This window comes from Thalassospira sp. Z349TD_5 (genome assembly GCF_056173045.1).
This window is the reverse complement of record NZ_CM149654.1, coordinates 523761-550161: the sequence shown is the minus strand read 5'-3', so window position 1 is coordinate 550161 and position 26401 is coordinate 523761. Positions and strand designations below refer to the sequence as shown.

The window sequence follows — 26401 nt, the reverse complement described above, 5'->3', positions numbered from 1 at the left end:
CTTAAACACCCCCGCCAACGACAAAGCCTGAAAGACCGGCTGTATTTACAAGCGTTCCGTTGGTCACCAGTTCACCGGCCTTGGCCAGATCAGGCGCCATGTAACGGTCCTGCTTTACGGTCGCGATATCTTTGCGCACGGCTTTAAGAACATCCTGCAAACCGGCACTGGTTTTAAGCGGGGCTCTAAATTCAACGCCTTGGGCGGCACAGATCAACTCAACACCAAGGATATAAGACAGATTGGTATTCATCCGTGCCAGTCGGCGCGCCCCGTGGGCCGCCATCGACACATGGTCTTCCTGATTGGCACTGGTCGGCGTGCTATCGGTCGAACACGGGTTGGCCAGATGTTTGTTTTCACTCATAAGGGCGGCGGTTGTGACCTCGGCAATCATTAGACCAGAATTCAAACCCGGCTCAGGTGTCAGGAATGGCGGCAAATCGTGTGACAAGGTTGGATCAACCATAAGCGCCACCCGGCGCTGCGCGATTGCCCCGATTTCGGCGACCGCAAGCGCGATTTGATCGGCGGCAAAGGCCACCGGTTCGGCATGGAAATTCCCGCCCGAAACAATCCGGCCATCTTCCTTAAGGACGAGCGGATTATCAGTCACCGCATTGGCTTCGATTTCCAATGTCTGCCCGGCGAAACGCAGCAAATCCATCGCCGCCCCTGTGACTTGCGGCTGACAGCGGATGCAATACGGGTCCTGAACGCGGGTGTCGCCTTCGCGGTGGCTTTCGCGGATTTCCGATCCGTCCATCAAATCGCGCATCGCACGCGCCACATTGATCTGGCCCGGATGGCCGCGCAATGTATGAATTTCATCGACCAGCGGGGCGGTTGATCCCATAATCGCATCGGTCGAAAGCGACGCGGTCACGATGGAGCTTGCCGCATTGCGCCACGCCGAAAACAGCCCGACCAACGCACAGGCAGTCGAAAACTGCGTGCCGTTAATCAGCGCCAAGCCTTCTTTCGGTCCTAGCACCACCGGCGTCAAACCGGCCTTGGCAAGGGCATCGGCACCGGGCATGGTCGCACCGTCATATACCGCCTCGCCCGCACCGATCATCACCGCTGCCATATGGGCAAGCGGGGCCAAATCACCCGATGCGCCAACCGATCCTTGCGATGGCACCACCGGGGTTACGCCCTTTGCCAGCATGCCTTCGATCAGATCGATAATATCCCAACGCACACCCGATGCCCCGCGCCCGAGCGACAGCAATTTCAACGCCATCATCAACCGTGTGGTCGCGATATCAAGCGCTTCCCCCACCCCGCAACAATGGCTCAGGATCAAATTGCGTTGCAGGGTTTCGGTATCCTCCGATGCAATCTTGACCGATGCCAGTTTGCCAAACCCGGTATTGACCCCATAGACCGCATCTTCGCCATCGGCAGCGGCGCGCACCATCGCATGTGCGGCCTCAACCCCGGCCTTGGCCGACGGATCAAGTTTAACCGCGCGCTGATCGCGCCAGATGGCTTCAAGATCCGCCAGTTTTGCCGATGCAGGAACGAGCATCAAAGGTGTGGTGTTGCCTTGGGTCTGGTTATGGGTCGCGGTCATTATGCATCCCTTTAGAATACAGCGTTGTGGGGCTTAGGCATTGGATTAGGGTTGGGTTGGTCTTGCGTCTGTTTTAATGAGTTAGCTAACTGACTTTCTCACGGAAACACCGCCAAAAATACGATCAAATAACGGATTGAACCCAATGCGATATGAAAGCTCGGCCGGGTGGCTGACGTCCCAGATCGCCAGATCGGCCCGCATGCCCGCCTTGACCTGCCCCGTATCATTCAATCCAAGCGCACGCGCAGCATGAGCCGTCGCCCCAACCAATGCTTCTTCGGGCGTCAGACGGAAAAACGTGCAGGACATATTCATGGTCAGCAAAATCGACATCAATGGCGACGTCCCCGGATTACAATCGGTGGCAACCGCCATCGGAACCCCATGTTTGCGAAACGCCTCAATCGGCGGCAACTGGGTTTCATGCAGGGTGTAAAATGCGCCGGGCAGAAGGATGGCGACCGATCCGGATGCAGCCATCGCTTTGGCGTCATCCTCATTGGCATATTCGACATGATCGATGGAAAGCGCGCCGTAACTGGCCGCCAGCTTGGTGCCACCAATATTGGAAAGTTGCTCGGCATGCAGCTTGACCGGAATGTCCAACTCACGGGCGACATCAAACACCCGCGCAATCTGATCGGCATTAAACGCAATCCCTTCGCAGAACCCGTCCACCGCATCGACCAGCCCTTCGGCGTGTGCTGCACGCAATGTCGGGATGCAAACCTCGTCAATATAACGGTCCGGTTCGCCCTTGAATTCCACCGGGGTGGCATGCGCACCAAGGAAGGTGGTCTTGATCCGCACCGTGCGATGTTTCTCGATTTCGCGCGCTGCGCGCAGCATGTTCAGTTCGGTCTCTCGGTCCAGCCCATACCCGGACTTGACCTCAATCGCGCAAACACCTTCGGCCAAAAGCGCATCCACGCGCGGCAGAGCACTTTTCAAAAGCTGATCAACATCCGCCTCACGGGTTGCGGTCACGGTCAACACAATGCCACCGCCCGCGCGTGCGATTTCTTCGTAGCCCGCACCCTCAAGACGCATCTCAAACTCGACCGCCCGGTTGCCGCCATGCACCACATGGGTATGGCAATCAATCAGTCCGGGGGTAATCAGGCGACCTTCAAGGTCATGATAGGGGAATTTTGCGGGGTCTTGATATTCGGCCGGGATGGCATCGGCATCGGCGTCGCCGACCCAGACGATCTTATCGTCCTTGATCGCGACGGCACCTCTATTCCTCATACAATAAGAAAATCGGTCCCCGTCGGACGTTTTATCGATGGTTGCGATTTTTGCATTTCCCAGCAACATGCGAAGCATCACCCCTTGATAAGTTTGTTATTAACGATAATATGTACGTACATAATAACTCTGTCAAGACGGGTATAGGCAATGACGGTTCTTTGGGCAAAACAGGCACTTACGACAGCGGGCTGGGAAAACAACGTCCGGGTTGAAATCGATCAAACCGGCAGAATATCAAGCATTCAGGCCGCTTCCCCCGCGACCGGAACCCATGTTGGCGCGCTTTTGCCTGCCATCGCCAACCTGCACAGCCACGCCTTCCAACGCTCCATGGCCGGATTGACCGAAAAACGCGGTCCAGACCCGCGTGATACCTTCTGGACGTGGCGGCAATTGATGTTTCGGTTTCTCGATCAATTGACCCCCGATCACGTGCAAGCCATTGCTTCCTTTGTACAAATGGAAATGCTCGAAGCTGGGTATGCCAACAATACCGAGTTCCATTACCTGCACCATCAACCCGGTGGCGCGCCTTATGACAACATTGCCGAAATGGCCGAACGCATTGCCGCCGCCGCCAATATCACCGGCATCGGCCTCACCCTTTTGCCGGTCCATTATCAATTTGGCGGCTGCGACAAACGCCCGCTTGGCGATGGTCAAATCCGGTTTGGCAATGATCCGGAACGCTTCGCTAAATTGCATGAGAAATCAGCCAAGACATTGAAATCCCTACCGTCTGATACCCGCATGGGTGTCGCACCGCATTCGCTGCGCGCAGTGGGTCGCGAAGATTTAATCGCCACGACGAAGCTTTCCAAAGACGGTCCGATCCACATGCATCTTGCCGAACAGATCGCCGAGGTCGATGAGGTCAGTGCATTCTGGGGCAAGCGCCCGGTCGAGTGGTTGCTGGAAAATGCCGATGTGAATGAAAACTGGTGCCTGATCCATTGCACCCAAATGGCCGAACATGAAACGCTGGGATTGGCCAAAACCAGGGCGGTTGCGGGGCTTTGCCCGATTACCGAAAGCAGCCTTGGCGATGGCATTTTTGATGGCGTGCGCTACCTTGGTGCGGGCGGCACGATTGGGATCGGATCGGATTCCAACATCCGCATTTCGCTGTCCGAGGAACTCCGCACCCTTGAGTACAGCCAGCGCCTGCGCGACAATTCACGCGCCGCCCTTGCCACCCCGGATCAGTCCACTGGCCGCCGTTTGTTTGAAGCGGTTGCGAAAGGCGGCGCACAGGCCGCCGGCCGTGATGCGGGTCGAATTGAAGTCGGCGCATTGGCCGATTTGATGGCCCTTGATGGCACGGCTGTTGACCTAATCGGTCGAACAGGCGATACGATCCTCGATACATATATCTTCGCCGGAGATGATCGCATGGTGCGTGATGTCTGGTCGGCGGGTCGCCATGTTGTGACCGACGGCCACCACATTGCCCATGACGCCATTACGGATGAATATCGCAAGGTCATGGAACAACTCAAGGCATCGGTGTGAGCACCAAGACCCAAATAACGCAGCAAGCAGCGCATGATACAGCCCCCAAGTCATCGACCGGGGGAACTGTGGAGACAGTGAACGGGATGCCGACTGTAACCTCGCGCAATAAGACAGCCGGGGATACGGCAACGCCAGCCCGTGCCCCACGTCGTCGCGCAGCACTGGCAGCCCAAACCAACTGGCAAAGCGTGCATGACGAGGTTTTGCGTCGCATTCATACCCGTCAATGGAAACCGGGGGATTTGATCCCCAAGGAAGTTGAGCTGGCCGAACAGCTTGGCTGTGCGCGCGCCACCGTGAACCGTGCGCTGCGCGAGCTGGCAACTGAGGGATTTCTTGATCGCCGCCGCAAGGCCGGAACGCGCGTTGCCAGCCATCCGGTGCGCCGTGCCAAACTTGATATTCCGGTCATAAGGCTTGAGATCGAAGGCCGGGGGCAGAAATATGCCTATGGTCTGCTGTATAGTGAACGCCGCACTCCACCGCCAGAAATCTGCACCAATCTGGCCGTGACACCGGACAGTGATATGCTCCATATCACGTCGCTTCATCTGGCTGACGGCAAACCCTATATGTTTGAAGAACGCTGGGTTTCGGTTGCGGCCACACCAGCCATCGCCGAGGCGGATCTCTCAAAAATCAGTGCCAATGAATGGCTGGTGCTGCATGCGCCTTATACCAAGGGCGACATTTCATTTTCCGCCGTGCTGGCATCGGAAACCGAAGCCAAAATCCTGCGCACCTACAAAGACGCGCCCTTATTCCTGATGGAACGCACAACGTGGAATGGCGATCACGGGATCACATCCGCACGCCTGCTGTTCGCACCGGGATATCGGATGCATTCGGCGATTTAGGATCAAAACCCGAAACCGCCGTTGCGTCATCGTACGGAAAATCTTGGGCATCCCCCGCTGTACACGACCACTTATTCCGCGCGGTTGTGCAGAGCCCAGTCGCCGTCGGAAAAGCGATCGCGAGCGAATTGGTTTTGATGCCAATAGGGGTAAATCAACGGTGGTTGGCTAACACGGTCAAGGCGATCAAGATCGTCCCGATCGAGCTTCACATCAATTGCTCGGAAGTTGTTGATAAACTGTTTCTCGTTACTGCCGCCGACGACAAGTGATGAGACAGCAGGCCGCGTCAACAGCCAAGCCAATGCAATCTGCGCCGCCTCAACGCCATGTTTTTCACCCACCGAAACCAGAACATCAACGATGTCCCACAAACGATCCTGATCCCGGATGGGGGGTTCTGTCCACCCCGCCGCCTGACGGGATCCTTCTGCCACCGGCTGACTACGGCGATGCTTGCCCGAAAGCAACCCCGCCGCCAAGGGGCTCCAGACCAAAACCCCAAGTCCTTGATCGACGGAAATCGGCAAAAGTTCATATTCTGCTTCGCGGGCTTCAAGGGTGTAATGGATTTGCTGTGTGACGAACCGTACATTGCGATCACGTTCGGATGCCTGCAGGGATTTCATGATATGCCAGCCCGAATAGTTCGAACAGCCGACATAGCGCACCTTGCCCTGCGAGACGAGTGTATCAAGAGCGGCCATCTTTTCTTCGACCGGAGTGACGCCATCCCATTCGTGCATGTAATAGATGTCGATGTGATCGGTGCGCAAATTTTGAAGCGTCTTTTCGCATTCCCGGATCAGGTGATAACGACTAACCCCTTCGTCATTCGGACCATCACCAATCCGCATCCGGGCCTTTGACGTCACCAGAACCTGATCGCGTCTACCATCCAGAACCTCGCCAAGGATTTGTTCGGACAGGCCCGTCGAATACATGTTCGCGGTATCGAAAAGGTTCACCCCATGATCAATGCAGCAATCGACAAGACGACGCGCCTCGGGCACCTGTTGCGAACCGACCATGGCGAACGGTCCTGCCCCACCAAATGTAAATGTCCCCATCGAAAGGGCTGAGACTTTCAACCCTGATCTTCCTAGTGTCCTATATTCCATATCTCGGTCCTTTCGATGAATATCAATGCGGTGTGGCGCAAGGAGGAAAAGGCTACAACATGATCATGCTGTGGCCTCGCAGATCAGCCTTTAACAAAGCGGGCGATCGTTTCAATCAGCAGGAAGGCAACCGTGCCACCGGCATCTTGAAGACCTTTGCTTTTATCGGCAAAAGCTGCGGCTTTGCCATGCTGGGCCACCAAGTCCTTGGTTGCTTCCAAGGCAGCCTGTCCGGCATTCGAGGCGGCAACAACGGCATCGACCAATGGGACGCTTTGGTCTGCCGACTGTTCAAGGCTTTGGGCAATTGGCTCTAGCACATCCAAAACCGTTTTGTCGCCAAGCTTGGCCTTACCGCGTTCGGCGATACCATCGGTGTAAGCCCGCCAGAAGGCCGCCATTTCACCGGTTCCAATCGTATCGGCATCATCAACAGCCTTACCACCGCGCATAAAACCAGTCGCGGTCAATGTCCCCATGGTGGACGGGGCGGCCTTTGCCATCGCGGCACCGGCCATTTTAAACTGCTTGCCCAGCGGTTCGTTCGTCATGCCTGAAACAGTATTAGATGCGGCTTCGAACGCGGAATTCATCGTAATGCCAAGGTCACTGTCGCCAACCTTGGCATCGAGTGCGATCAGTTCATCACGCTTGTCGCGAAACGTCGCGTGAAATGCCTCGAACAGAGCAGCAATATTTCCAGTATTAATCGTGTCCATTTCGGCCTCTGATAATGCTCACTGTGCGAAATGTTTGAAGAACGGCGTGTCAGCCTTCGCAGCCATCATGCGATCAAGTTCGTCGTCAAGATGCAGAACCGACACCGACGCACCAGCCATTTCCATCGAGGTGGCAAATTCACCAACCCAGACATGTTTGACATTGATGTCACGTTCACTCATCAACTGGGAAACACGGCGGAACATGATGTACAGTTCTTCAAGCGGAGTGGCGCCAAGACCGTTGACCAGAATGGCAACATCATCGCCCTTTTTGTACTCCTGCTCGGTGAAGATTTTTGCCATCATCTCGTCAACAAGCGGATCGGCAGCCGTCAGGTTTTTACGGGTAATGCCGTTTTCACCGTGGATGCCCATGCCGATTTCCATTTCATCGGCACCGATTTCAAAGGATGGTTTGCCGACTTCTGGGATAATGCAACTGCTGAGCGCAACACCGATGGTACGCGTGCGGTCTTTGGCCTTTTCGGCAACGCGGACGACGTCTTCAAGCGACATGCCTTCCTGCGCGGCGGCACCGGCGGCTTTATACAGGAAAAAGATGCCCGCAACGCCGCGACGCTTGTGTTCTTCGCCAACGACAGAAGACGCAACATCGTCATTGCCAACTACCGACATCACCTTGATGTCTTCAAGGTCGGCCAGTTCGGTTGCCATATCAAAATTGATGATGTCGCCTGTGTAGTTGCCATAGATGTAAAGAACACCGGCCCCCTGATCGATATGCTTAGTTACTTCAAGCATCTGATCGGCACTGGGTGACTGGAACACGCCGCCAACGGCCGCGCCATCAAGCATGCCTTCACCGACATAGCCCAAAAACAATGGCAAATGGCCCGACCCACCGCCGGTCGCAATGCCGACTTTGCCTTTGACCGGTGCGGCTTTTACATAGCACCGCTTGTCATCGGCAACATAGGTGACCTCTTTGTTCGCCAGATAGATGCCTTCAAGCATTTCATCAACGAAGTTCTTCGGATCATTCATAAACTTTTTCATGATTTTCTCTTTATTTCGCAGGTTTGAATTTGCGCTGGCGGGTTACGAAGAACGCCGCGGCAAGCAGAATGAACGCGCCGACAAACACCCGTTGCCAGGTGCTTGGAATTCCAACCATCACAAGAACATTATCGACGACAACCACCAGCAAAACGCCCAGCATTGTGCCAACGACCGACCCGGTTCCACCGGTAATCCGTGCCCCGCCCAGAACGACCGCCGCAATCACCGCAATTTCCGTCCCGACAAGGTCGAACGGGTTAGCAAGCCGATTGGCTGTCACCTGAACAATGCCCGCCAGACCTGCCAAAGCCCCGGCGTAGCCAAACACAAACAGATGGACGATTTTGACGTTGTAACCCAAACGGGCGGTCACATCGGGGCTTCCCCCTAATGAGAAAATAGCGCGCCCCATCAGAGTTCGCCGCATGATCCACCAGGTCAAAATGGCGGCTGCAGGCAAAATCAGGAAGTACATTGGCAAACTGACAATTGCGCCGTTTGCAGTTTCAAATTCCAGCAGCGAGATACGGCCAAACGTGCCCATCGGACCCGGCAATTCCATAATCCAGGTCGTACCAATAAAGGCCAGAAGACCGCCACGGAAGAGATACTGCGTACCGATGGTAACAATCAGAGACGGCACGCGGAGCGTATACACAAGAAAGCCGTTCAAAACACCAAGTACAATCCCGCCCAAAACCGCAATCAGAAACACCAGATAAATTGACATATCCGGCGCGTGGTTTACCGCAAACAATGTGATCGAATACATCGTGAGTGCCGCAATCGCGGTAAATGACACATCAATGCCGCCTGCAGCCAGCACCACGAAAACACCCAACGCAAACAACCCGGTGACAACACTGGCACGGCCAATATCAATAAGGGTAGATGGTTGCAAAAAGGCCGGGTTGGCAATGGTGACCGCAATACAAATGGCAATCAAAAGACCAAGTGTGACCAATTCCGGTTTCTTGGCAATCAGGTCACCAAGACCGCGTTTTTGTTGTAACTGCCCAGATGCCGACACATGCCCCGCAGCAGATTTATTTGAGGTTCCAGCCGAACTCATGCTGCACCTTCCTGTACTGAACCAAGCATTGCCTGGTAGATATCGTCTTCACTTGCAGATGCCCCATTAAGCTCGGACACAACCTCACCAGCATTCATCACAAGTATGCGGTCACAGTTTTGCAGAAGTTCGGGCAGGTCATCGCTGACGATGATCAGACCCATACCGTCTTCTGCCATTTTCTGGATTGTCTGATAAATCGCGTCCTTGGAGCCAACATCGACCCCGACGGTCGGGCCATGCAGCACCAAAATTTCCGGGTTGATGCTTAGCCAACGACCAATCAGCACGCGTTGCTGATTGCCCCCCGAAAGCGATGACACCGGCAATTCGATATCGGCGGTATTGAGGCGCATGTCTGCTGAAATATCCCGAGCAATTTCCTTGCCCTTTTTCATGTCGAGAATGCCCATAAAACCGGCCAGTTTGCGCAGGATCAGGACAACTTCGTTTTGATAGATCGACTTGCTTAAAAACAGGCCTTCTGACAGCCGGTCTTCGGGAACATAGGCAATTCCTGCATTGATTGAATCAGATGCCGTTGCGATACGTACATTTTCGCCATTGATCGATATTTTGCCACTTGCGGCCGGTCGGATACCGGCAATCGCCAGAGCAAGCTCGTTGCGACCCGAATCCGACAGACCGGTAATGCCAAGAACCTCGCCTTTGCGCAAATCGAACCCGATATCGTGAAAACGGCCAGGCACACTGTAACCCGACACTGCCATCAGCTTTTCTTGTGATGGCTTTGCATCACGGTAGCGTTTTTCACTGATCTGGCGACCGGTCATCAGCTCGGCCAAATCAGCACGGCTGTAACTTTCAATCGGTCCCTGGGCAACACATTTCCCGTCACGGAACACGATGGCGTTTCCGCCAATGCGATAACATTCTTCGAGTTTGTGGGTCACGAACAAGACAGCCACATTCCGTGACCGCAGGCGCGACACCACATCAATCAGGTTTTCAACTTCACGACGGGTCAGCGATGTGGTCGGCTCATCCATAATCACCAGACGCGCCTCACAGGCAATCGCACGTGCAATCGCAACAAGCTGGCGCGTCGCCAAAGGCAACTGGGAAACGACGGTAGACATCAGCTCAGACGTCACGGCAAGTCCCACTTGCGACAGAGCCTTGGTTGCCGTCTCCTTCATCCGTGCCCGGTCGATGCGGCGCAAAAGCCTACCGTGACCTTCGACCAGTTGCTCCCCAAGGGCAACATTTTCCATTACGCTTAGATTGGGGATCAGTGAGAGATCCTGATAGACTGTCTCAATCCCAAAATCGAGCGATTGAATCGGCGTAAGTTGCTCGAACACATCACCATCAAGAACGATCTGACCGGCGCTGGGTGGATGTGCCCCAGCCATGATCTTGATCACAGTACTTTTGCCACAGCCGTTTTCCCCCAGCAGGTGGTAAACCTCGCCGGCTTCAAGTGACAGATCGACACCGCGCAGGGCATGGACACCGCCAAAACGTTTGTGGATGTTTCGCAGTTCAAGAAAATAGCGATTTTTCTGCGTGTTTTGCGTCACCAGTCAGACCCTTTCTGCTGACAATTCCCGGCTTAGTACTTTCCGGCCCATGGCAAGGCCGGGCAGCCCGAAACATGCCGAGACACATTCCGGACTGCCTCAAGCAGGTTTGCTTAGAAAAGGTAGTCTTTGTAGGTTTCTTTATCGGCTAGGACCATGCCGTTGCCGACAATCAGAAGTCCTTTGCCAGCCCCCGGCTTGACGGTTACGTGTTCGTAACCTTCAACACCAAGATCCATGCCATCGGTGATTTCCGTGCCTTCAAGCATCAGTTTGGCAACCGCGTTCATTGCCATGCCCGCTTTCTGCGGATCCCAGAAACCAATTGCAGTGATCGCACCAGATTCCAGATAAGCGGTCAACGGGTTCGGAAGACCTGTCCCTACCAGGCAGACCTTTCCGGCAAGACCGGCTTCTTCAATCGCGCGACCGACACCTAGAACATCATTCCCAGCAGATGTCTGGAAGCCTTTGATATCAGGATGTTTACGCAGGATTTCCTTGGCTTTTTCGTAAGTACCGTTGGCATCGTCGAACGATTCATTGTTCGGATCCACCAATTCCATACCCGGATATTTTTCGGCATTTTCTTCGCCAGCACCGACCCACTGCATGTGCGTACGGCTGCCAAGCGAGCCGACAAATGTCGTCCACTTGCCTTCACCGCCCATGCATTGGGCCAAACGTTCGTTCAATGCGGCACCGTAATCGCTGTTATCGAATGCTTCGATATCCGCATTGGTGTTGACCTGGTTATCGGCTTCGTGGGTGACAATGATTGTGCCACGGTCCATGGCACGGCCAAGGATACCTTCGAGAATGTCAGGATCCATCGGCACAACAGCCAATGCATCCACACCGGTTGCCACAAGATCATTGACGATCTGAAGTTGCTGTGCTGAATCAGCCGTTGCCGGGCCGACCTGACGGATGTTCATGTCCGGGTTTTCTTCGGCAAACTTGGTTACACCGGTTTCCATACGGTCAAACCACGGAATCCCACTAATTTTGACAACGGTGGTGATGGATTTGGTATCCTGTGCGGATACCGGGGTTGCAAAACCAATTGCCGACATTGTGGCAAGTGCAAATGCAGTCGTTTTCATCAGATTGGCGATTTTCATAAAGCTTCCTCCCAAATTGGAAATCTTCTGTTTAGCCAGATGTTTCCCTCTGTTTTTTAATTACTTCTGGGCGTGAGGGCTGCGCACAGAAGCAGAGATCGCATGTTTTTGCAGGTTGATCAGATCAAGCAATCTGAACCGCCCGATCGCCAGGAACCCAAGCAACAGAGCCCCCCATGCGAAATCGCGAATAAAGTTTGAAAGACCCATGAAGTTCAGCATGCTCGACATCATCTGCAGCGTGATTGCCGACAGAACGACGCAAATCACACGCCCGTAGCCACCTTCGGGTTTAACGCCAGCCATCACCGCAATTAGGATCGCGACCAGAAGGTACGACGTGCCGTAATCCCACTTCACATTGATGGTGCGCGCGGCAATGATAATGCCAGCCAACGAAGACAAAATGCCGCTAACGGTATAGGTCGAAATGATCACTTTATTTTTCGGGAAACCGGCATATTCGGCGGCTTTGGGATTTGCCCCATTCATCATCAGCCACATGCCGAACGGCGTATAGCGCAGAACGAAACCGATAACGCAGGCAACTCCGATAAACAAAAGGAAGCTGATCGGAATTTCAAACAGTAGCCCATTGCCAATTTCATAAAGCGGCCCCGGCGCGCCGACCCGGACAGAGCGCCCATCTGAAATCGCAACAGCAAGCCCGATGAACAGCATTTGCGTGCCCAGCGTACAGAGGATCGCTGTGATTTTGAGATAGGCAATCAGTAAACCGTTCAGCAAACCGCCCAAAAGGCCAGTCGCCAAAGCAACCACGATAAAGACCACGGAAAAAACCGTAGGGTCTTGGGATGCCGAAAGGAAGCTTGCTGCAATCGTGGCCGCCGTCACACCTGAGAGATTTGCCAACGCAATACCCGACAGCTCAATCCCGCCATTGCCCACACACATCGCCAGCAACACACCAATCGCCAAAAGACCGATTTCAGGGACTTGACCTGCCATCGACTGAAGATTGAACAGCGAAAGATAGTTTCCGTCAGACACAATTGCGCCAGCCGTCATCAATGTGATGATCAGCCCGATCAGAACGGTTAAGTGCCCGTCAAAGAAGCGCATGGATCCCCCATACATTTAGTAAATTTTTATGTTTGTTGACTAAAAACTATCAATTCATTTTTATGTTGGCAAGCATCTGTTTGACACAAACTGTTACGGAGTAGTTGCATTGGCGTTTGACAGGATGTTTACTAAACAACATAAACAAAGAATAATCAGGGAAAGCGCATCAGGGTTAACACTATGAAAAAAAATAACAAACCGACGATCAAACAGATTGCCGAACAGGCTGGGGTGTCGCCTTCCACAGTGTCACTGGTCCTCAATGGCAAGGGGGAAATTTCCGGCGTCACCCGATCGCGCGTGCTTGAAGTTGTTTCATCCCTGAATTACACACCGCGCGCCCCAAAAAACCGGATGCACACCGCCAAAACCATCAAATTTCTCAAGATTGCCAAGCACGGGCACACGGTCAATCGTGACCACAGTCACTTCATTTCAGATTACATTGACGGCATGTCGTCCGAGGCGACGAGTCGCGGCTACAAGTTGCAGGTTCTCAGCTATGAAAATGTCACCGCGAACGACATTATCGATGTTCTGGCGAACTCGGATGCTACGGCCGCCATCATTCTTGGAACCGAGCTGACCCGTGAAGACATTCAGAAGATACAGGACTTCCGATTACCGACTGTTTTCATTGATTCTTTTTACGATCTGATTGATGCAAACTTCGTTGATATGAACAATGGCGATGCGGTTTATACTGTGCTTTCACATCTAAAAGATCTTGGTTTTAGTAAAATTGGCTTTGTTGGCAGTGAAACGAAAACCCGGAATTTTGCACTCCGCAAGGAAGCTTTCCTAAAAAACATGGATCACCTCGGCCTTCGGGTGAATAGCGACCACATCCTGTCCATCGGATCGACTCTCACATCTGCTTATGACGAAAGCGTAAAGGTCCTATCCAAAACGGGCAGCGTCGCCGAAGCCTATTTTTGTGCCAATGACGTTATGGCTTATGGTTTCACCAAAGCGTTGAAAGAAAAGGGATATCGCATCCCACAGGATGTTTCGGTTGTCGGGTTTGACAACTTGCCCATGAGTGCCACTTTGGACCCGTCACTTACAACCATCGATGTGTCGAAACGTAAAATCGGGAGCATGGCTGTCACCGTACTCGACGAGTTGCTAAATGCTGACGGCCCCTTGCCTGCGGTCAAAGTTCAAGTCGGGGCAAAACTGGTCGTCCGAGCAAGTACTACGGCACAGAAAACTTGATAATACTACTGACAAACGGACGAACGAACGTTGCTCATCGGATATATGATGAAGAAAATGGGGTTAGAAAATAGCGCCTGAGTGCTATTCATACCGACATCATTTTGAGCCCTAAAAGTGGCAAGGTGCCATTACAAGTCAGAGCTTTGTCTTGCTGCTTTTCATCGAATACGGCAGAAACTTCAATACAAGCAGAGACAAAGAACAAACCTAAATCGCCATTCTGTTCGCAGGGAACGCCCGTGTCCGCCTTTCATTGGTCGCGCAATCAACGTCTGAGCCTTGTCGCCCGATATACGTTGTTATCGGTGGGGGTTGTTGTGTGCGCGCTGATTGCGTTGAGCTTTTTGTATCAGCGATTTTCCAATGAACTGATTGATCGCCTGACCGGGGAGCGGCTGAGCGCGCAGGTCGCCGCGACATCGAACAAGCTTTCAGCATTTCTCGATGCACGCATTTATCAGTTGGTCACGCTTTCCAACCACCCGGCCCTGCCGGCATTTATTGACGCGCCCAATACGCCGCAAGCGGACGAGGCGCTGACCCTGTTGCGGGTTGAGGCGGACTCCCCCGATTTGTATGGCGTGCTGTTTTTTGACCGGCAGGACAATCTTGATCGTCTTGTCGCCGGGCAGGCCGCATCCGGTCCGCCCTATTGGTCGAAAACCGACTGGGACATCAGCGGACTTCCGCGGGTCACCCATGAAGGGGTCGAGTTTATTGGTCCGAAATTGCCCGAAAATGGTAATTCCGGCTGGCTGTTGATGCGTCAGCAAATCCGCGATTCCGGACTGGGTCAAAACGTATCGGTGGCCCTTCATATGCGTTTGGCATCCTTGACCGAACTTCTGGCAAGTGCCGGGGTTGCTGGCGTGATTGAGCCATTACTGCGCACACCGGGCGGTGTGGTACTTGACCCGACGGGACGCCCGGCCGAGGTCACCGGCGAACTGGTCGAGGGGCCCAGCATCCTTCCAGGCTGGAACATCGTCATGAGCGTTCATCCGGGCACCATTTTACAGCCAATTGATGAAACCCGACTGTGGCTTTATGCCACCGCCATTCTGATTATTGCGGTGATTTTGGCGATCTTCTTCGCCCTGTCGCGCAGCCTGCGCCGCCGGGTGGATACATTGGTGCAGGGTGCCAATAGCATCGCATCGGGCGACCTATATTACCGCCTGCCCGAAGGCCGACGGCGCGATGAAATCAGTACAGTTGCCAAGGCGTTCAATACCATGGCCTGGCAGCTGAAAGATTTGATTGATCGCACGGTGCGGGCCGAAAAGCTTGCGGTTCTCGGGCAGTTTGCAACCGGGGTGGCGCATGAGGTTCGCAATCCGCTGGCGACAATGAAAACCACGGTTCAGGCATTAAGCCGGCGCGAACAAGACGAAGAACGCATCACGCTTTTGGATGATATGGGTAGTCAAATCGACCGGTTATCCCGTGTGGTCAATGATTTGTTATCCTATGGCCGTCCGGGCGAAGCCGCACCACAGGCCACTGCAATCCGCGAGTTATTCCGGCAAACATCGATCCTGCTTGAACCGGTTGCCGATGAGGTACACGTCCGGTTCTTTACCAGCGGGGATTCGCGGCTTAACGTCTATGTCGATCCTGAGCAAATCTTACAAATCCTGCTAAACCTTGGCATTAATGCCGTGCAGGCCTGTAATGCGGGGGGAACGGTGAGTTTGCGGGCCGAGGATCACGGCGACACGGTTGAAATTCGGGTTACCGATGATGGGTGTGGCATCGCGCGTGAGCATTTACTTGACGTCACCCAGCCATTTTTTACCATGAAAAGCAAAGGTACCGGATTGGGACTGACAATCAGCCAGCAATTGGTTGACGCCAATCACGGTACGATCAACATCGAAAGCGCCCCGCAAGAGGGCACGACGATAATATTGACGTTCCCGGCCAGTGGCCCCGGGATTGGTCAGGAGGAAATAACAAAAAATGCCCAGGCAGATCAGAATACTGATCGTCGACGATGAGGAGTCTTTCGTCCGATCCTTAAGCTTTGCGCTTCGTACAGAAGGCATGGACGTCACAGGTGTTCATTCCGGCGAAGACGCCTTTTTGTCGGTGCGCAAACAGCAATTTGATATCATCCTGCTTGATCTGCGTCTTCCGGGTGCGGATGGCATGGAGGTACTTGCCAGCATCCAGAAATTGGATATTAGCATTCCGGTCATCATGATTTCGGCCCATGGCGATACGCGTGCGGCCGTTCAGGCGGTTAAAAACGGGGCTGCGGATTATCTTAGTAAACCGTTTGAGCTTGATGAGTTGATCCACACCATCAAAACCACGCTTGATCAAAGTCAGGTCGCGCTGGAACTTGATTATCATCGCCGCCGTGATGCTGTGCCCGCCAACGGGTTAATTGGTGATTGTGCCGCCATGAGCGCCCTTCGCACCACCATCGACCGGGTCGCACAAAGCAGTGCGAGCCGTATTTTGCTACTGGGGGAATCCGGGACGGGCAAGGCATTGGTCGCACGCGCCATCCACAGCCAAAGCCCACGCCAAGACCGCGCCTTTGTCGAGGTCAATTGTGCCGCATTGCCCGAACAACTGATTGAATCGGAATTGTTCGGGGCGGAAAAAGGGTCCTATACCGGCGCGCATCAAAAACGCACGGGGTTGGTACGACTGGCCGATAGCGGCACGTTGTTTCTAGATGAAATTGGCGAATTGCCCCTCGCCCTTCAGGCCAAGTTTTTGCATTTCCTTGAAAACGGCGATTATCGCCCGGTCGGGGCAGAACGGTCTGCATCGGCGGACGTGCGGGTGATTGCCGCGACCAACCGCGATCTTGCCGAACAAGTCCGGCTTGGTCAGTTTCGCGAAGACCTGTTTTATCGATTGAACGTCATTACCATCGATATTCCCGCCCTTCGTGCACGCGGCGAAGATATCCTGAGCCTTGTCAGCCATTTCGCAGATCGACAGGCACAGGCCGAAGGATGCCGCCCGATCGAGTTTGACAGCGAAACGCAAGGTATATTGCGCGCCCACCCGTGGCGCGGCAATGTGCGTGAGCTTAAAAACCTGATTGAACGTCTGACGATCCTCTATCCGGGCAAAACCATCAGTGCAGATGTGCTGCCCGGTGAGTTTCATCAAACCGATGATCCGCATCCGTCCGATGGCACGAACCGTTTATCAAATGCTACCCATCCGCAGTTACAGGACCGCCTTGATGTCACCGAACGCCACATTGTGCAGGACGCCCTTGAACAGGCGGACGGGCACAAAGGTCGGGCCGCAGAAATTCTTGGCATTTCGCGCCATGCCTTAAAACGCCGTTTACAGCGACTTGGCCTGCAATAATCCTTTTCGCCACTGACCGAATTGAACCCTTATGAGCGATAACCGCTCATAAGGGTTTTTCTTTTGGAGCGAAAGCCGCTCAAACACGCGATCAAACCCAGCCACCCAAACACCCAGAAACGTTCAAAACCGCGCCCTGACAGGCTTCGCGACGCATTCCTCCAAACTGGCACAGCCTTTGCGCAATAGCCCAACAAAGGTACAAACACGAATGGAACAACCATTCGTAGGGAGGATACGTCATGGAGATGCTCAAACACCCGGTTTCCGGGTGCATCACCATAATTGTCGCAACGCTGGTCTTGTTGGCGGGGATACCCGCACAGGCAGAACGTTTTGAGCTTGGCGCCACATCCGCAGAAGCGGACGCAGTTGTCGGCTGTTTGTACCCAATGACCGGACGATCGGCGACCTATGGTCGTGACAGCATCGCCGGGATCAAGATTGCCCTTGATGACCTTGCCCAGGAAGCCAAAGCCGGGTTACCCGCACCAAAACTGCGCGTCATTGCCGATGATCCACGGTCCAAGGCATCCTATGCGGTACGATTGGCGCAGGATTTCATTGCCAATGACAAGGCACAGTTCTTTTGCGGCATTGTCTCATCGGGTGTTGCGCATGCGGTTAGTGACCTTGCCCAGCGCGAAAAGATCATCATGGTCGGCACCGATCATGCGTCTTCGCGGCTCAGCATCGAGGCCGGGCATAAATATTATTTCCGTGTGACCAATGACAGCTGGACGTCGATGGCCGCCGGTGCCCGATACCTGCGCGATCTGCAAAAACAAACCGGTTGGCGCAAACTGGCGTTTATCGGCCCGGATTATGATTACGGTCATGTGTCATGGACCGACCTTCAACTCGCCCTTTCCGATCTTGGTGTGGCGTATGAAACCGTCGGGTCACTTTGGCCAAAGCTGTATGAGCCAGACTACTCAATCTATATAAACGCGCTTCAGTCGGCCAAACCCGACATCGTTGTGACCGCACTTTGGGGCGGAGATTTCATTGCCTTTATCAAGCAGGCCGCCACCACGCGGTTCTTTGAAACCACGCGGCTGGCCAATTTTGACACCGGGGCGAATTACGATGTGATGACCGCCCTTGGCGATCAACCGTATCCGGGGCTGATCCTGTCGGCGCGCCATCATAACAACTGGCCCGATACCGGACGCAACAAGCGGTTTGTCACCCAGTTCCATGAAATGACCGGGCGTTTTCCGACCTATGCCGCCGAAGGCGCCTATACCGGGATCATCGCGATTGCACGCGCGATTGAAAAAGCCGGTGGAGCCAATGACGACGCGGCACTGATCAAAGCGCTTGAAGGGTTGCAACTGGCCCTTCCGGAAGATCCCCCCGGTTTCGCATCCTACATCGATCCAGATACCCACCAGATTGTCCAGGCGCAAGCCGTGGGCACGGTCGTCCATAACGAAGATTTTCCGCCATCAAAACTGATGGTGGGGAATTGGGCGATCTACGACGCCGAAGACCTCAAGCCGTCAAAAGAGATGGTCAAACGCCGCCGCGACGCGGTGGCGGGCGGGTCGGAGGCAGTACCACCGCCAACACCATAGAGCTTTCCTAGGGAGGAAAACGTGAAGAATAATAAAGCAACTTTTAGCAAATATCTGGTTTCGGGCGTCGCAGCCCTTGCCCTGACTGCCGGTATGGCAACGGGCGCATCAGCAGCCGAAAACGGCAAATTCCGCGTTGGTATCGTGACATTCCTGTCAGGTGCCGCAGCGGGCCCGTTTGGTGTTCCGTCTGCCAATGCTGCCAAGGTTCTTGTTGAAGCACTCAACAAAGGCGACCTTCCGGCCCCATACGACAAAATGGGCATCAATGGCGTAGAAATCGAAGCTGTGATCATTGACGAAGCCGGTGGAGCCACCAAGCAGGTTGAAGAATACCGTAATCTGGTTCAGCGCCAGAAAGTCGATGCGGTTATCGGTTATGTTTCATCGGGTGATTGTCTTGCCATCGCACCGGTCGCCGAAGAGCTTAAAACCTTCACCATCGCATATGATTGCGGGACTCCGCGCCTGTTTGCCGACAATGCAGATGCCCAGTACATGTTCCGTACCGGCCTTGACGCATCCGTTCGACAACATTGGTGCTGTGCGCTATCTGGCCGCGACTCGTCCGGACGTCACCCGTCTTTCGGGCATCCAGCAGAACTATTCCTGGGGTCAGGACAGTTGGGCCGACTTTACCGCAGCGGCTGCGAAACTTCTTCCTGAGTCAGAAATTGTCGAAGAACAGTTCCCGAAAATCTATCAGGGGCAGTACGGCGCAGAAATTTCTGCCCTGTCGGTTAAACGCCCGGAAATCGTTCACTCCTCCTTCTGGGGTGGTGACATGGAAGCACTTGTCTTGCAGGCAAATGCCCGTGGCCTTCTTGAAGATGCGACCGGCCTTCTGACCTGTGGTGAAGCAAGCTTTGCCACCTATAAGGATCAGGCACCCAATGGCATGATCATTGGCGCACGTGGCCCGTTTGGTGCATTTGCACCGGACAACGCGCTGAACACCTGGTTCAAGGGTGCGTACACCGCAGCCTATGATCTTGATCCGGTCTATCCGGCAACCAAAATGGCGCAGGCGATCCTTGGCCTGAAGTTTGCTGCTGAAAATTCCGGCGTTGCCGACAAGGAAATCCCGACCGCTGAACAGCTTGCATCCGGCATCAAGGGCGCAACTTTTGAGTCAGTTTCGGGTACCGTCGAAATGGCGCGTGCCAATGGTCATCAGGCCATGCAGGGCATCACCTACGGCGAATACCATTACGAAGACGACAAGGCATCCATCGTGAATAAAGTCTCGTTCTCTGGCGAGTGTGTCACACCGCCAGAAGGCGTTTCTGCTGCTGAGTGGATTGCCGAGGGTTTCCCGGGCGCTCAGTGTAACTAAGCGCATTCTCCCTGTGACTGCGGACATCCCCATTGCGGGATGTCCGCCCCTTTTCCTGCACATTGGATATTTGTGATGACAAGTCTTCTTGCCGTCCTGATTGATGGTTCGATCTATGCATCGTGGCTGTTTCTTGTTGCCGCTGGCCTGACCGTTATTTACGGCGTGATGCGCATTCTGAATATGGCGCATGGCAGTTTTTACGCCATTGGGGCCTATTCTGCGGCGTCACTGGTTGGCTGGTATTTCAACAACGGCATTGGCCCCGCATGGATCAGCTATCTGTTGCTGGTTGGTGCCGCACTGGTTGCCGGCCTGATTGTTGGTGTGATTGTCGAACGTGGATTGCTGCGCCTGATGTATGGCCGCGACGAAATCCTGATGGTGATCATTACCTATGCGCTTTTGCTGATCCTTGAAGACACGATGAAAATCGTCTGGGGGGTTAGCCCGTATTTTGCCTATCAACCCTATACAGAACTTGGGCGAACGGCGTTCGGGTTGCTTAAGGTGTCAAATTACGATCTGGCACTGGTCGGTGTGTCCGCCGTTCTTGGCCTTGGCCTTTGGGCGTGGCTGGAACGCACCAATCAGGGCAAGGTCCTGCGTGCAGTGATCCATGACCGCGAAATCGCGGTTGCCATGGGTGTCAATGTCCGCCTGATGTTTACCATCACCTTTGTTTTGGGCACCACGCTTGGCGCGCTTGCCGGTGCATTGACGGCACCTGCCATTTCGGTTGTGCCGGGCATCGGGATCGAAGTCATCGTCCTGGCCTTTGCAGTTGTCGTTATTGGTGGCCTTGGCAGCATCGGTGGTGCGGCTGTTGGTGCGTTTCTTGTCGGACTGAGCCGTGCTGCGGCCGTGCATTATGCGCCAGAGTTCGAACTTTTCGTCATTTACGGCGTGATGTCGCTGGTTTTGGCGTTCCGCCCAGAAGGCCTGTTTGGCCGCACCATGGCGAGGAAAATCTGACATGCGTTTTGATAAAACTGAAATCTCGCTTGCGCTGGTCGCAATCGCCTGTGTCCTGTTTGGTTTTGTATCACCCGGCTGGCTGATCTTTCTTTTGACCATTGCCCTTGCCAAGGCGCTTGTCGTGCAGGGTGTGGTCATGCAGATGCGGTCGGGCCTCGTGTCATTTGGTCAGGGTCTGTTTTACTGCATTGGGGGGTATACCGTCGGCATGGGCGGCCAGTTCTTTGGCATTCATGATGCGGTTGCCGCCCTTGCACTGGGTATGGCGGTTGCGATTGTTGTTGCCATGATCCTTGGTCTGCTTTTGACCCGATACCGCGATATCTTCTTTGCGATGCTGTCACTGGCGTTTTCCATGATCCTGTTTGGCGTTCTGGTCAAAAGTCAGGGACTGGGCAGCACGGATGGCTTTAACGTTCATAACTGGACCCTGTTTGGTTGGGCGCCGGAAACCGGTGCGGATAGCCAGCAAACCGTCTTTACCATGACCATTCTGTCTGGTTTGGTGATCGCGGTGATGATCCATCGTTACACCAAGGCCGGTATCGGTGTGATCTGCGAGGCGGTGCGTGAAAACGAAGTTCGGGTGGAATATCTTGGCCTGTCCCCGCGTTGGCTTTTGTATGGCAACTATGTTGCAGCCGCCTCTGTGTCCGCACTTGGTGGTGGCTTAACCGCCCTTGCCACCGGTCACGTTGATCCTGAAATGGCCTATTGGACCACATCGGGCGAATTTATTTTCATTGCCCTTCTCGGCGGTCTTGGCCATGTCGCGGCACCTTTTATTGCCGCCATCGTCTTCTCGGTCGTTCGGACCTATTCGATCGAATTTGTGCCCAACACCTGGCAGATGATCCTTGGTTTCACCTTGCTTGGCGTCATCGTATTCCTGCCCAAAGGTCTTTGGAGCCTGGTCTCACGTGAAAAGTCAGGAGAGCGCACATGACCAACATTCTTGAAACACGTTCCCTGAACAAAGAATTCGGTGCCGTGATTGCGGCCAAGGATTTAAACGTGCAGGTCGCCAAGGGCGAAGTCGTCGGTGTTATCGGATCCAACGGGGCGGGCAAAACCACCTTTATTAATATGGTCACCGGTTACTTGAAACCGACACGGGGTGAAATTCTGTTCAATGGCAAATCGATCCTTGGACATTCCCCGCGCGCCATTACCCGTGCGGGCATGGCACGATCATTTCAGGTGGCACAACTGTTTCCTGATATGTCGGTGATCGACAATCTGATTGTCGCACTTGCCGCAGCAGAAAGCCCGCGGCCCAGTTTCCTAAGTCCGCTTCGAAGCGACGCCCGCATCGCGCGGGCCGAGGAAATTCTGGCAGAATTCGGCATTGAAAATTACCAAAATTCAAAAGTCACTGCCGTTCCGCAAGGGGCGCGTAAACTGGTTGATATCGCCATGGCGCTGATTGGCAATCCGCAGATGTTGCTGCTTGATGAGCCAACCAGTGGCGTCAGCATGGATGAAAAAACCGGCCTTATGGATACGGTGATGAATGCGGTGCGCCAACATGGTGTGACGGTTCTGTTTGTTGAACACGATATGGACGTTGTCGAACGCTATGTCTCGCGCGTGTTGGCGTTTTACAGCGGCGAAATTATTGCCGACGGCAAACCCGCAGCAGTCCTTGCCGATAACCGGGTCCGCGACCTTGTGACCGGCCATCGTCCAACTCATAAAAAAGGGAATGGCGCATCATGACCCTGGAAATCAAAAACCTGAATGTTTCCATCGGCAATATTCCGATCCTGCGCGATGTGTCGTTGTCGGTGCCATCGGGACAGATGTTTGGTCTTATTGGTCACAACGGTGCGGGTAAAACCACATTGATGCGTGCCATTATGGGGTTGCTTGAAGTTGACGGCGGCGACGTCAGCTTTGACGGCAACGACCTTCGCAAAATGGCGGATCACGCGCGGGCCAAAAACGGCATCAGTTACATGCCCGAAGACCGTCGCCTGATCCCGTCGCTTACGGTTGAGGAAAACATCCTGATGCCCGCATGGACAAACGGCATTACCGATGCAACGGAACGGCTTGAGTGGGTTTATGACCTCCTGCCGGAAATTGCCCAGTTCCGGCAACGCCGGGCTTTGCAATTATCTGGTGGGCAGCAAAAGCTGGTATCGCTTGGCCGGGCGTTGATGCCGGGTCGCAAATTATTGCTGCTTGATGAACCGTTCGAGGGTGTCGCACCTGTTTTGTCGCGGCGTCTATCGGAAGTCATCGCCAATCTGGGCCGCAGTGGCCTTTGTGTTCTGATTTCTGAATCAGATGACAGCCATTCATCCGATCTGGTGACGGGCAGCTATCGCATTGAACGCGGCACAGTTCACGCCGCCGACATGCAGCCCGCATAAGCGCCCCGAACAAGACGAGGTTTTCCATGTCCGACTTTACGTTTGAAACAACGCCGCGCGTGATTTGCGAATTTGATGGTGCGCTTAAGCTTGGTGCTTTGTGCAACGAGCTTGGTGCAAAACGCGCTGTTCTGATTACCGATCCCGGCCTGCAAAAGGTCGGGCTGATTGATGCCCCGTTTGATGCGCTTAAGCAGGCCGGGATCGAAACACTGCTTTGGACGCGGGTTGAAGCAGATCCGCCCGAAAGCACCATTCTTGAGGCGGTCAAAGGGGCGGCTGATTTCAAGGCCGATATCATCATCGGACTTGGCGGCGGATCCTCGATGGATACTGCCAAATTGGTGGCCCTTTTGTGTGGTCAGGATCAAGAGCTTTCTGACATATACGGTATCGGTCTGGCCAAAGGGCCCCGCCTGCCGCTTATTCAGGTGCCGACCACGGCGGGAACTGGATCGGAAGTTACCCCGATTTCAATCGTCACCACCCCGACACAGGAAAAGAAGGGGGTTGTATCCCCGTTGCTTTATCCTGATATCGCCCTTCTTGATGCCAAACTGACGATGGGACTTCCAGCATCCATCACGGCCATGACCGGCATTGATGCCATGGTGCATGCCATTGAGGCCTATACCACCAAGCATAAGAAAAATGCGCTGTCTGATGGTCTGGCCATTCGTGGTTTGCAACTGATGACCAGCACGATTGACGATGCGGTTTCAAAAAAACCAAGCCGGGCCGCGCGCGAAGCCATGCTGCAAGGATCGATGATGGCTGGAATGGCATTTGCCAATGCGCCTGTGGCGGCGGTTCATGCACTTGCCTATCCGCTGGGTGGGCATTTTCATGTGCCGCATGGACATAGCAATGCCTTGGTCCTGATCGAGGTCCTGAAGTTTAACCGTGACGCTGCATGCCGCCAGTATGGCGAACTGGCCCGTGCGGTTTTGCCGGGTGAACGGTTTGCCGATGATGATGCTGCCTGTGATCGGTTCATTGCGTTCATGACCGACATGGTCAACCGCATGCCATTTGCCAAAACGCTGCGCGAAGTTGGTGTCAGCGAAAGCGATCTGGATATGCTCGCCACTGACGCGATGAAGGTCGAACGCCTTTTGATCAACAATCCGCGTGAGATGACCTTTGACGCGGCGCGCGCAATTTACGCCAGCGTGCTTTAAGGACGGAGCCCCACAATGCTTATGTTAAATGATCCCGGCCTTTGGCAGACCAAGGGCCACATCAATGGCGCATGGATTGATGCGACCAGCGGCAATACCTTTGCCGTTCTTGATCCCGCGACCGGAGAGCACCTTGCAAATGTGCCCGATATGGGGACGTCTGAGACTCGTCAGGCAATCAACAGTGCCAATGATGCACTTCCGGCATGGCGCGCACGCACCGCCAAGGACCGCGCAGCTGTTTTGCGCAAATGGTTTGACCTGTGCATGGCTGCCAAGGATGACCTTGCGCTTTTGATGACCCGCGAACAGGGCAAACCGCTTGCCGAGGCAGCAGGCGAAGTTGCCTATGGGGCGTCCTTCATTGAATGGTTTGCCGAAGAAGGCAAACGCATTTACGGCGATGTCATTCCATCGCACGGGGCTGACAAGCGCATCATCACCATCAAACAGCCAATTGGTGTTGTTGCCGCCATCACGCCGTGGAACTTCCCGATGGCGATGATCACGCGCAAATGTGCCCCGGCACTGGCTGCAGGCTGCACGGTTGTGATCAAACCGGCGGAAGACACCCCGCTTACGGCATTGGCATTGGCCGAACTGGCGAAACGTGCCGGGTTCCCCGACGGGGTGATCAATGTCGTTACCGCATCGCATGGGGCGGAGATCGGCAATGAACTCACATCCAATCCAATTGTCCGTAAACTGTCGTTCACCGGCTCCACACAGGTCGGCAAACTTTTGATGCGGCAATGTTCCGATACGGTGAAAAAGGTCAGTCTGGAGCTTGGCGGCAATGCACCGTTCATCGTGTTTGACGATGCTGATCTTGACGAGGCCGTGGCCGGTGCGATTGCATCAAAATACCGCAATGCGGGACAAACCTGTGTCTGTGCCAACCGTATTCTGGTGCAAGAGGGTGTCTATGATGCCTTTGCCGAAAAACTGGCCGAGGCCGTTGCAAAGCTGCGTGTTGGCAATGGCATGGAAGATGGCATTACCCAAGGTCCACTGATCAATACCAAGGCCATCGAAAAGGTCGAAACACTGGTCGCCGATGCGATTTCCAAGGGGGCGACAGCCATTCTTGGTGGTGCCCGCCATCGTCCTGACAGCAACTTTTTCACCCCGACCATCTTGACCGGGGTGACCGATGACATGCGGATGTTTTCCGAGGAAATCTTTGGTCCGGTCGCGCCGCTGTTTAAGTTCAGCAGCGAGGATGAGGCCATCCGCATGGCAAACGACACGCCGTTTGGGTTGGCAGCCTATTTCTATGCCCGTGACATTGGCCGGATCTGGCGTGTCGGCGAAGCGTTGGAATACGGCATTATCGGCATCAATGAAGGGATCATTTCAACAGAATCCGCCCCGTTTGGCGGTGTCAAAGAATCCGGGATCGGCCGCGAAGGGTCGAAATACGGCGTCGATGACTTTGTTGAAATCAAATACATGTGCCTCGGCGGTCTTGCCGGAAAAGCCAACTGA

The 26401-nt window shown here is 54.3% G+C and carries 23 protein-coding genes; 14 read left to right on the top strand and 9 right to left on the bottom strand.

Features of this window, described 5'->3' with window-relative positions; all coding sequences use genetic code 11:
* Position 1: 1 nt before the first annotated feature.
* Both hutH and hutI read right to left on the bottom strand, forming a co-directional pair.
* Positions 2-1579, bottom strand: a complete 1578-nt coding sequence (gene hutH, locus AC0VXT_RS02535) for a histidine ammonia-lyase (RefSeq protein ID WP_475547372.1) — start codon at positions 1577-1579, stop codon at positions 2-4.
* Positions 1580-1660: 81 nt separating this feature from the next.
* Complete coding sequence (gene hutI, locus AC0VXT_RS02530) at positions 1661-2833, bottom strand: imidazolonepropionase (protein WP_475547371.1); 1173 nt, start codon at positions 2831-2833, stop codon at positions 1661-1663.
* A 150-nt stretch (positions 2834-2983) separates the two neighbouring features.
* Here hutI and AC0VXT_RS02525 point away from each other — a divergent pair, with 150 nt between their 5' ends.
* Both AC0VXT_RS02525 and AC0VXT_RS02520 read left to right on the top strand, forming a co-directional pair.
* Positions 2984-4348 carry a formimidoylglutamate deiminase gene (locus tag AC0VXT_RS02525; protein WP_475547370.1) on the top strand — a complete coding sequence of 455 codons (1365 nt, stop codon included), beginning with the start codon at positions 2984-2986 and terminating at the stop codon, positions 4346-4348.
* Positions 4349-4434: 86 nt separating this feature from the next.
* Positions 4435-5208 (top strand): GntR family transcriptional regulator, encoded by a 774-nt coding sequence (locus AC0VXT_RS02520; protein ID WP_475547369.1) that lies wholly within the window; start codon positions 4435-4437, stop codon positions 5206-5208.
* A 71-nt stretch (positions 5209-5279) separates the two neighbouring features.
* On the opposite strand, the gene AC0VXT_RS02515 is transcribed toward AC0VXT_RS02520, so the two are convergent.
* From AC0VXT_RS02515 to AC0VXT_RS02485, 7 genes are all read right to left on the bottom strand, one after another.
* Positions 5280-6299, bottom strand: a complete 1020-nt coding sequence (locus AC0VXT_RS02515; protein ID WP_475547368.1) for an aldo/keto reductase — start codon at positions 6297-6299, stop codon at positions 5280-5282.
* A gap of 113 nt (positions 6300-6412) precedes the next feature.
* Entirely contained in the window at positions 6413-7048 is a 636-nt protein-coding gene (locus AC0VXT_RS02510) for a dihydroxyacetone kinase subunit L (protein WP_475547367.1), read from the bottom strand.
* Positions 7049-7066: 18 nt separating this feature from the next.
* On the bottom strand, positions 7067-8068 hold the full coding sequence (locus AC0VXT_RS02505) for a dihydroxyacetone kinase subunit DhaK (protein WP_276652741.1): 1002 nt from the start codon (positions 8066-8068) through the stop codon (positions 7067-7069).
* A 10-nt stretch (positions 8069-8078) separates the two neighbouring features.
* Positions 8079-9143 carry an ABC transporter permease gene (locus tag AC0VXT_RS02500; RefSeq protein ID WP_475547366.1) on the bottom strand — a complete coding sequence of 355 codons (1065 nt, stop codon included), beginning with the start codon at positions 9141-9143 and terminating at the stop codon, positions 8079-8081.
* Positions 9140-10687 (bottom strand): sugar ABC transporter ATP-binding protein, encoded by a 1548-nt coding sequence (locus AC0VXT_RS02495; RefSeq protein WP_475547365.1) that lies wholly within the window; start codon positions 10685-10687, stop codon positions 9140-9142. The genes AC0VXT_RS02500 and AC0VXT_RS02495 overlap by 4 nt, the downstream gene beginning before the upstream one ends.
* Before the next feature lie 113 nt (positions 10688-10800).
* Positions 10801-11811, bottom strand: a complete 1011-nt coding sequence (locus AC0VXT_RS02490) for a substrate-binding domain-containing protein (RefSeq protein WP_475547364.1) — start codon at positions 11809-11811, stop codon at positions 10801-10803.
* 60 nt (positions 11812-11871) lie between these two features.
* Positions 11872-12894 carry an ABC transporter permease gene (locus tag AC0VXT_RS02485; RefSeq protein ID WP_475547363.1) on the bottom strand — a complete coding sequence of 341 codons (1023 nt, stop codon included), beginning with the start codon at positions 12892-12894 and terminating at the stop codon, positions 11872-11874.
* A gap of 183 nt (positions 12895-13077) precedes the next feature.
* Here AC0VXT_RS02485 and AC0VXT_RS02480 point away from each other — a divergent pair, with 183 nt between their 5' ends.
* From AC0VXT_RS02480 to AC0VXT_RS02425, 12 genes are all read left to right on the top strand, one after another.
* On the top strand, positions 13078-14115 hold the full coding sequence (locus AC0VXT_RS02480) for a LacI family DNA-binding transcriptional regulator (RefSeq protein ID WP_475547362.1): 1038 nt from the start codon (positions 13078-13080) through the stop codon (positions 14113-14115).
* Positions 14116-14357: 242 nt separating this feature from the next.
* Positions 14358-16118: a sensor histidine kinase gene (locus AC0VXT_RS02475; RefSeq protein ID WP_475547361.1), complete on the top strand. Its 1761-nt coding sequence runs from the start codon at positions 14358-14360 to the stop codon at positions 16116-16118.
* Entirely contained in the window at positions 16081-17460 is a 1380-nt protein-coding gene (locus AC0VXT_RS02470) for a sigma-54-dependent transcriptional regulator (protein ID WP_475547360.1), read from the top strand. The genes AC0VXT_RS02475 and AC0VXT_RS02470 overlap by 38 nt, the downstream gene beginning before the upstream one ends.
* A 242-nt stretch (positions 17461-17702) precedes the next feature.
* Positions 17703-19040, top strand: coding sequence for an ABC transporter substrate-binding protein (locus AC0VXT_RS02465; protein ID WP_475547359.1), 1338 nt, complete (start codon positions 17703-17705; stop codon positions 19038-19040).
* 21 nt (positions 19041-19061) lie between these two features.
* The gene (locus AC0VXT_RS02460; protein ID WP_475547358.1) at positions 19062-19706 is read left to right on the top strand and encodes an ABC transporter substrate-binding protein; all 645 of its coding nucleotides are present in this window, start codon (positions 19062-19064) and stop codon (positions 19704-19706) included.
* Entirely contained in the window at positions 19594-20376 is a 783-nt protein-coding gene (locus AC0VXT_RS02455) for an ABC transporter substrate-binding protein (RefSeq protein ID WP_475548558.1), read from the top strand. Before AC0VXT_RS02460 ends, AC0VXT_RS02455 begins: the two co-directional genes overlap by 113 nt.
* Positions 20377-20451: 75 nt before the next feature.
* Positions 20452-21351, top strand: coding sequence for a branched-chain amino acid ABC transporter permease (locus AC0VXT_RS02450; RefSeq protein WP_475547357.1), 900 nt, complete (start codon positions 20452-20454; stop codon positions 21349-21351).
* A 1-nt stretch (position 21352) separates the two neighbouring features.
* Complete coding sequence (locus AC0VXT_RS02445) at positions 21353-22300, top strand: branched-chain amino acid ABC transporter permease (protein WP_475547356.1); 948 nt, start codon at positions 21353-21355, stop codon at positions 22298-22300.
* Positions 22297-23073: an ABC transporter ATP-binding protein gene (locus AC0VXT_RS02440; RefSeq protein WP_475547355.1), complete on the top strand. Its 777-nt coding sequence runs from the start codon at positions 22297-22299 to the stop codon at positions 23071-23073. The genes AC0VXT_RS02445 and AC0VXT_RS02440 overlap by 4 nt, the downstream gene beginning before the upstream one ends.
* Positions 23070-23732 (top strand): ABC transporter ATP-binding protein, encoded by a 663-nt coding sequence (locus AC0VXT_RS02435; protein WP_417822987.1) that lies wholly within the window; start codon positions 23070-23072, stop codon positions 23730-23732. The genes AC0VXT_RS02440 and AC0VXT_RS02435 overlap by 4 nt, the downstream gene beginning before the upstream one ends.
* Positions 23733-23758: 26 nt before the next feature.
* Positions 23759-24913, top strand: a complete 1155-nt coding sequence (locus AC0VXT_RS02430) for an iron-containing alcohol dehydrogenase (RefSeq protein ID WP_475547354.1) — start codon at positions 23759-23761, stop codon at positions 24911-24913.
* Between the two features lie 15 nt (positions 24914-24928).
* Entirely contained in the window at positions 24929-26401 is a 1473-nt protein-coding gene (locus tag AC0VXT_RS02425) for an NAD-dependent succinate-semialdehyde dehydrogenase (RefSeq protein WP_475547353.1), read from the top strand.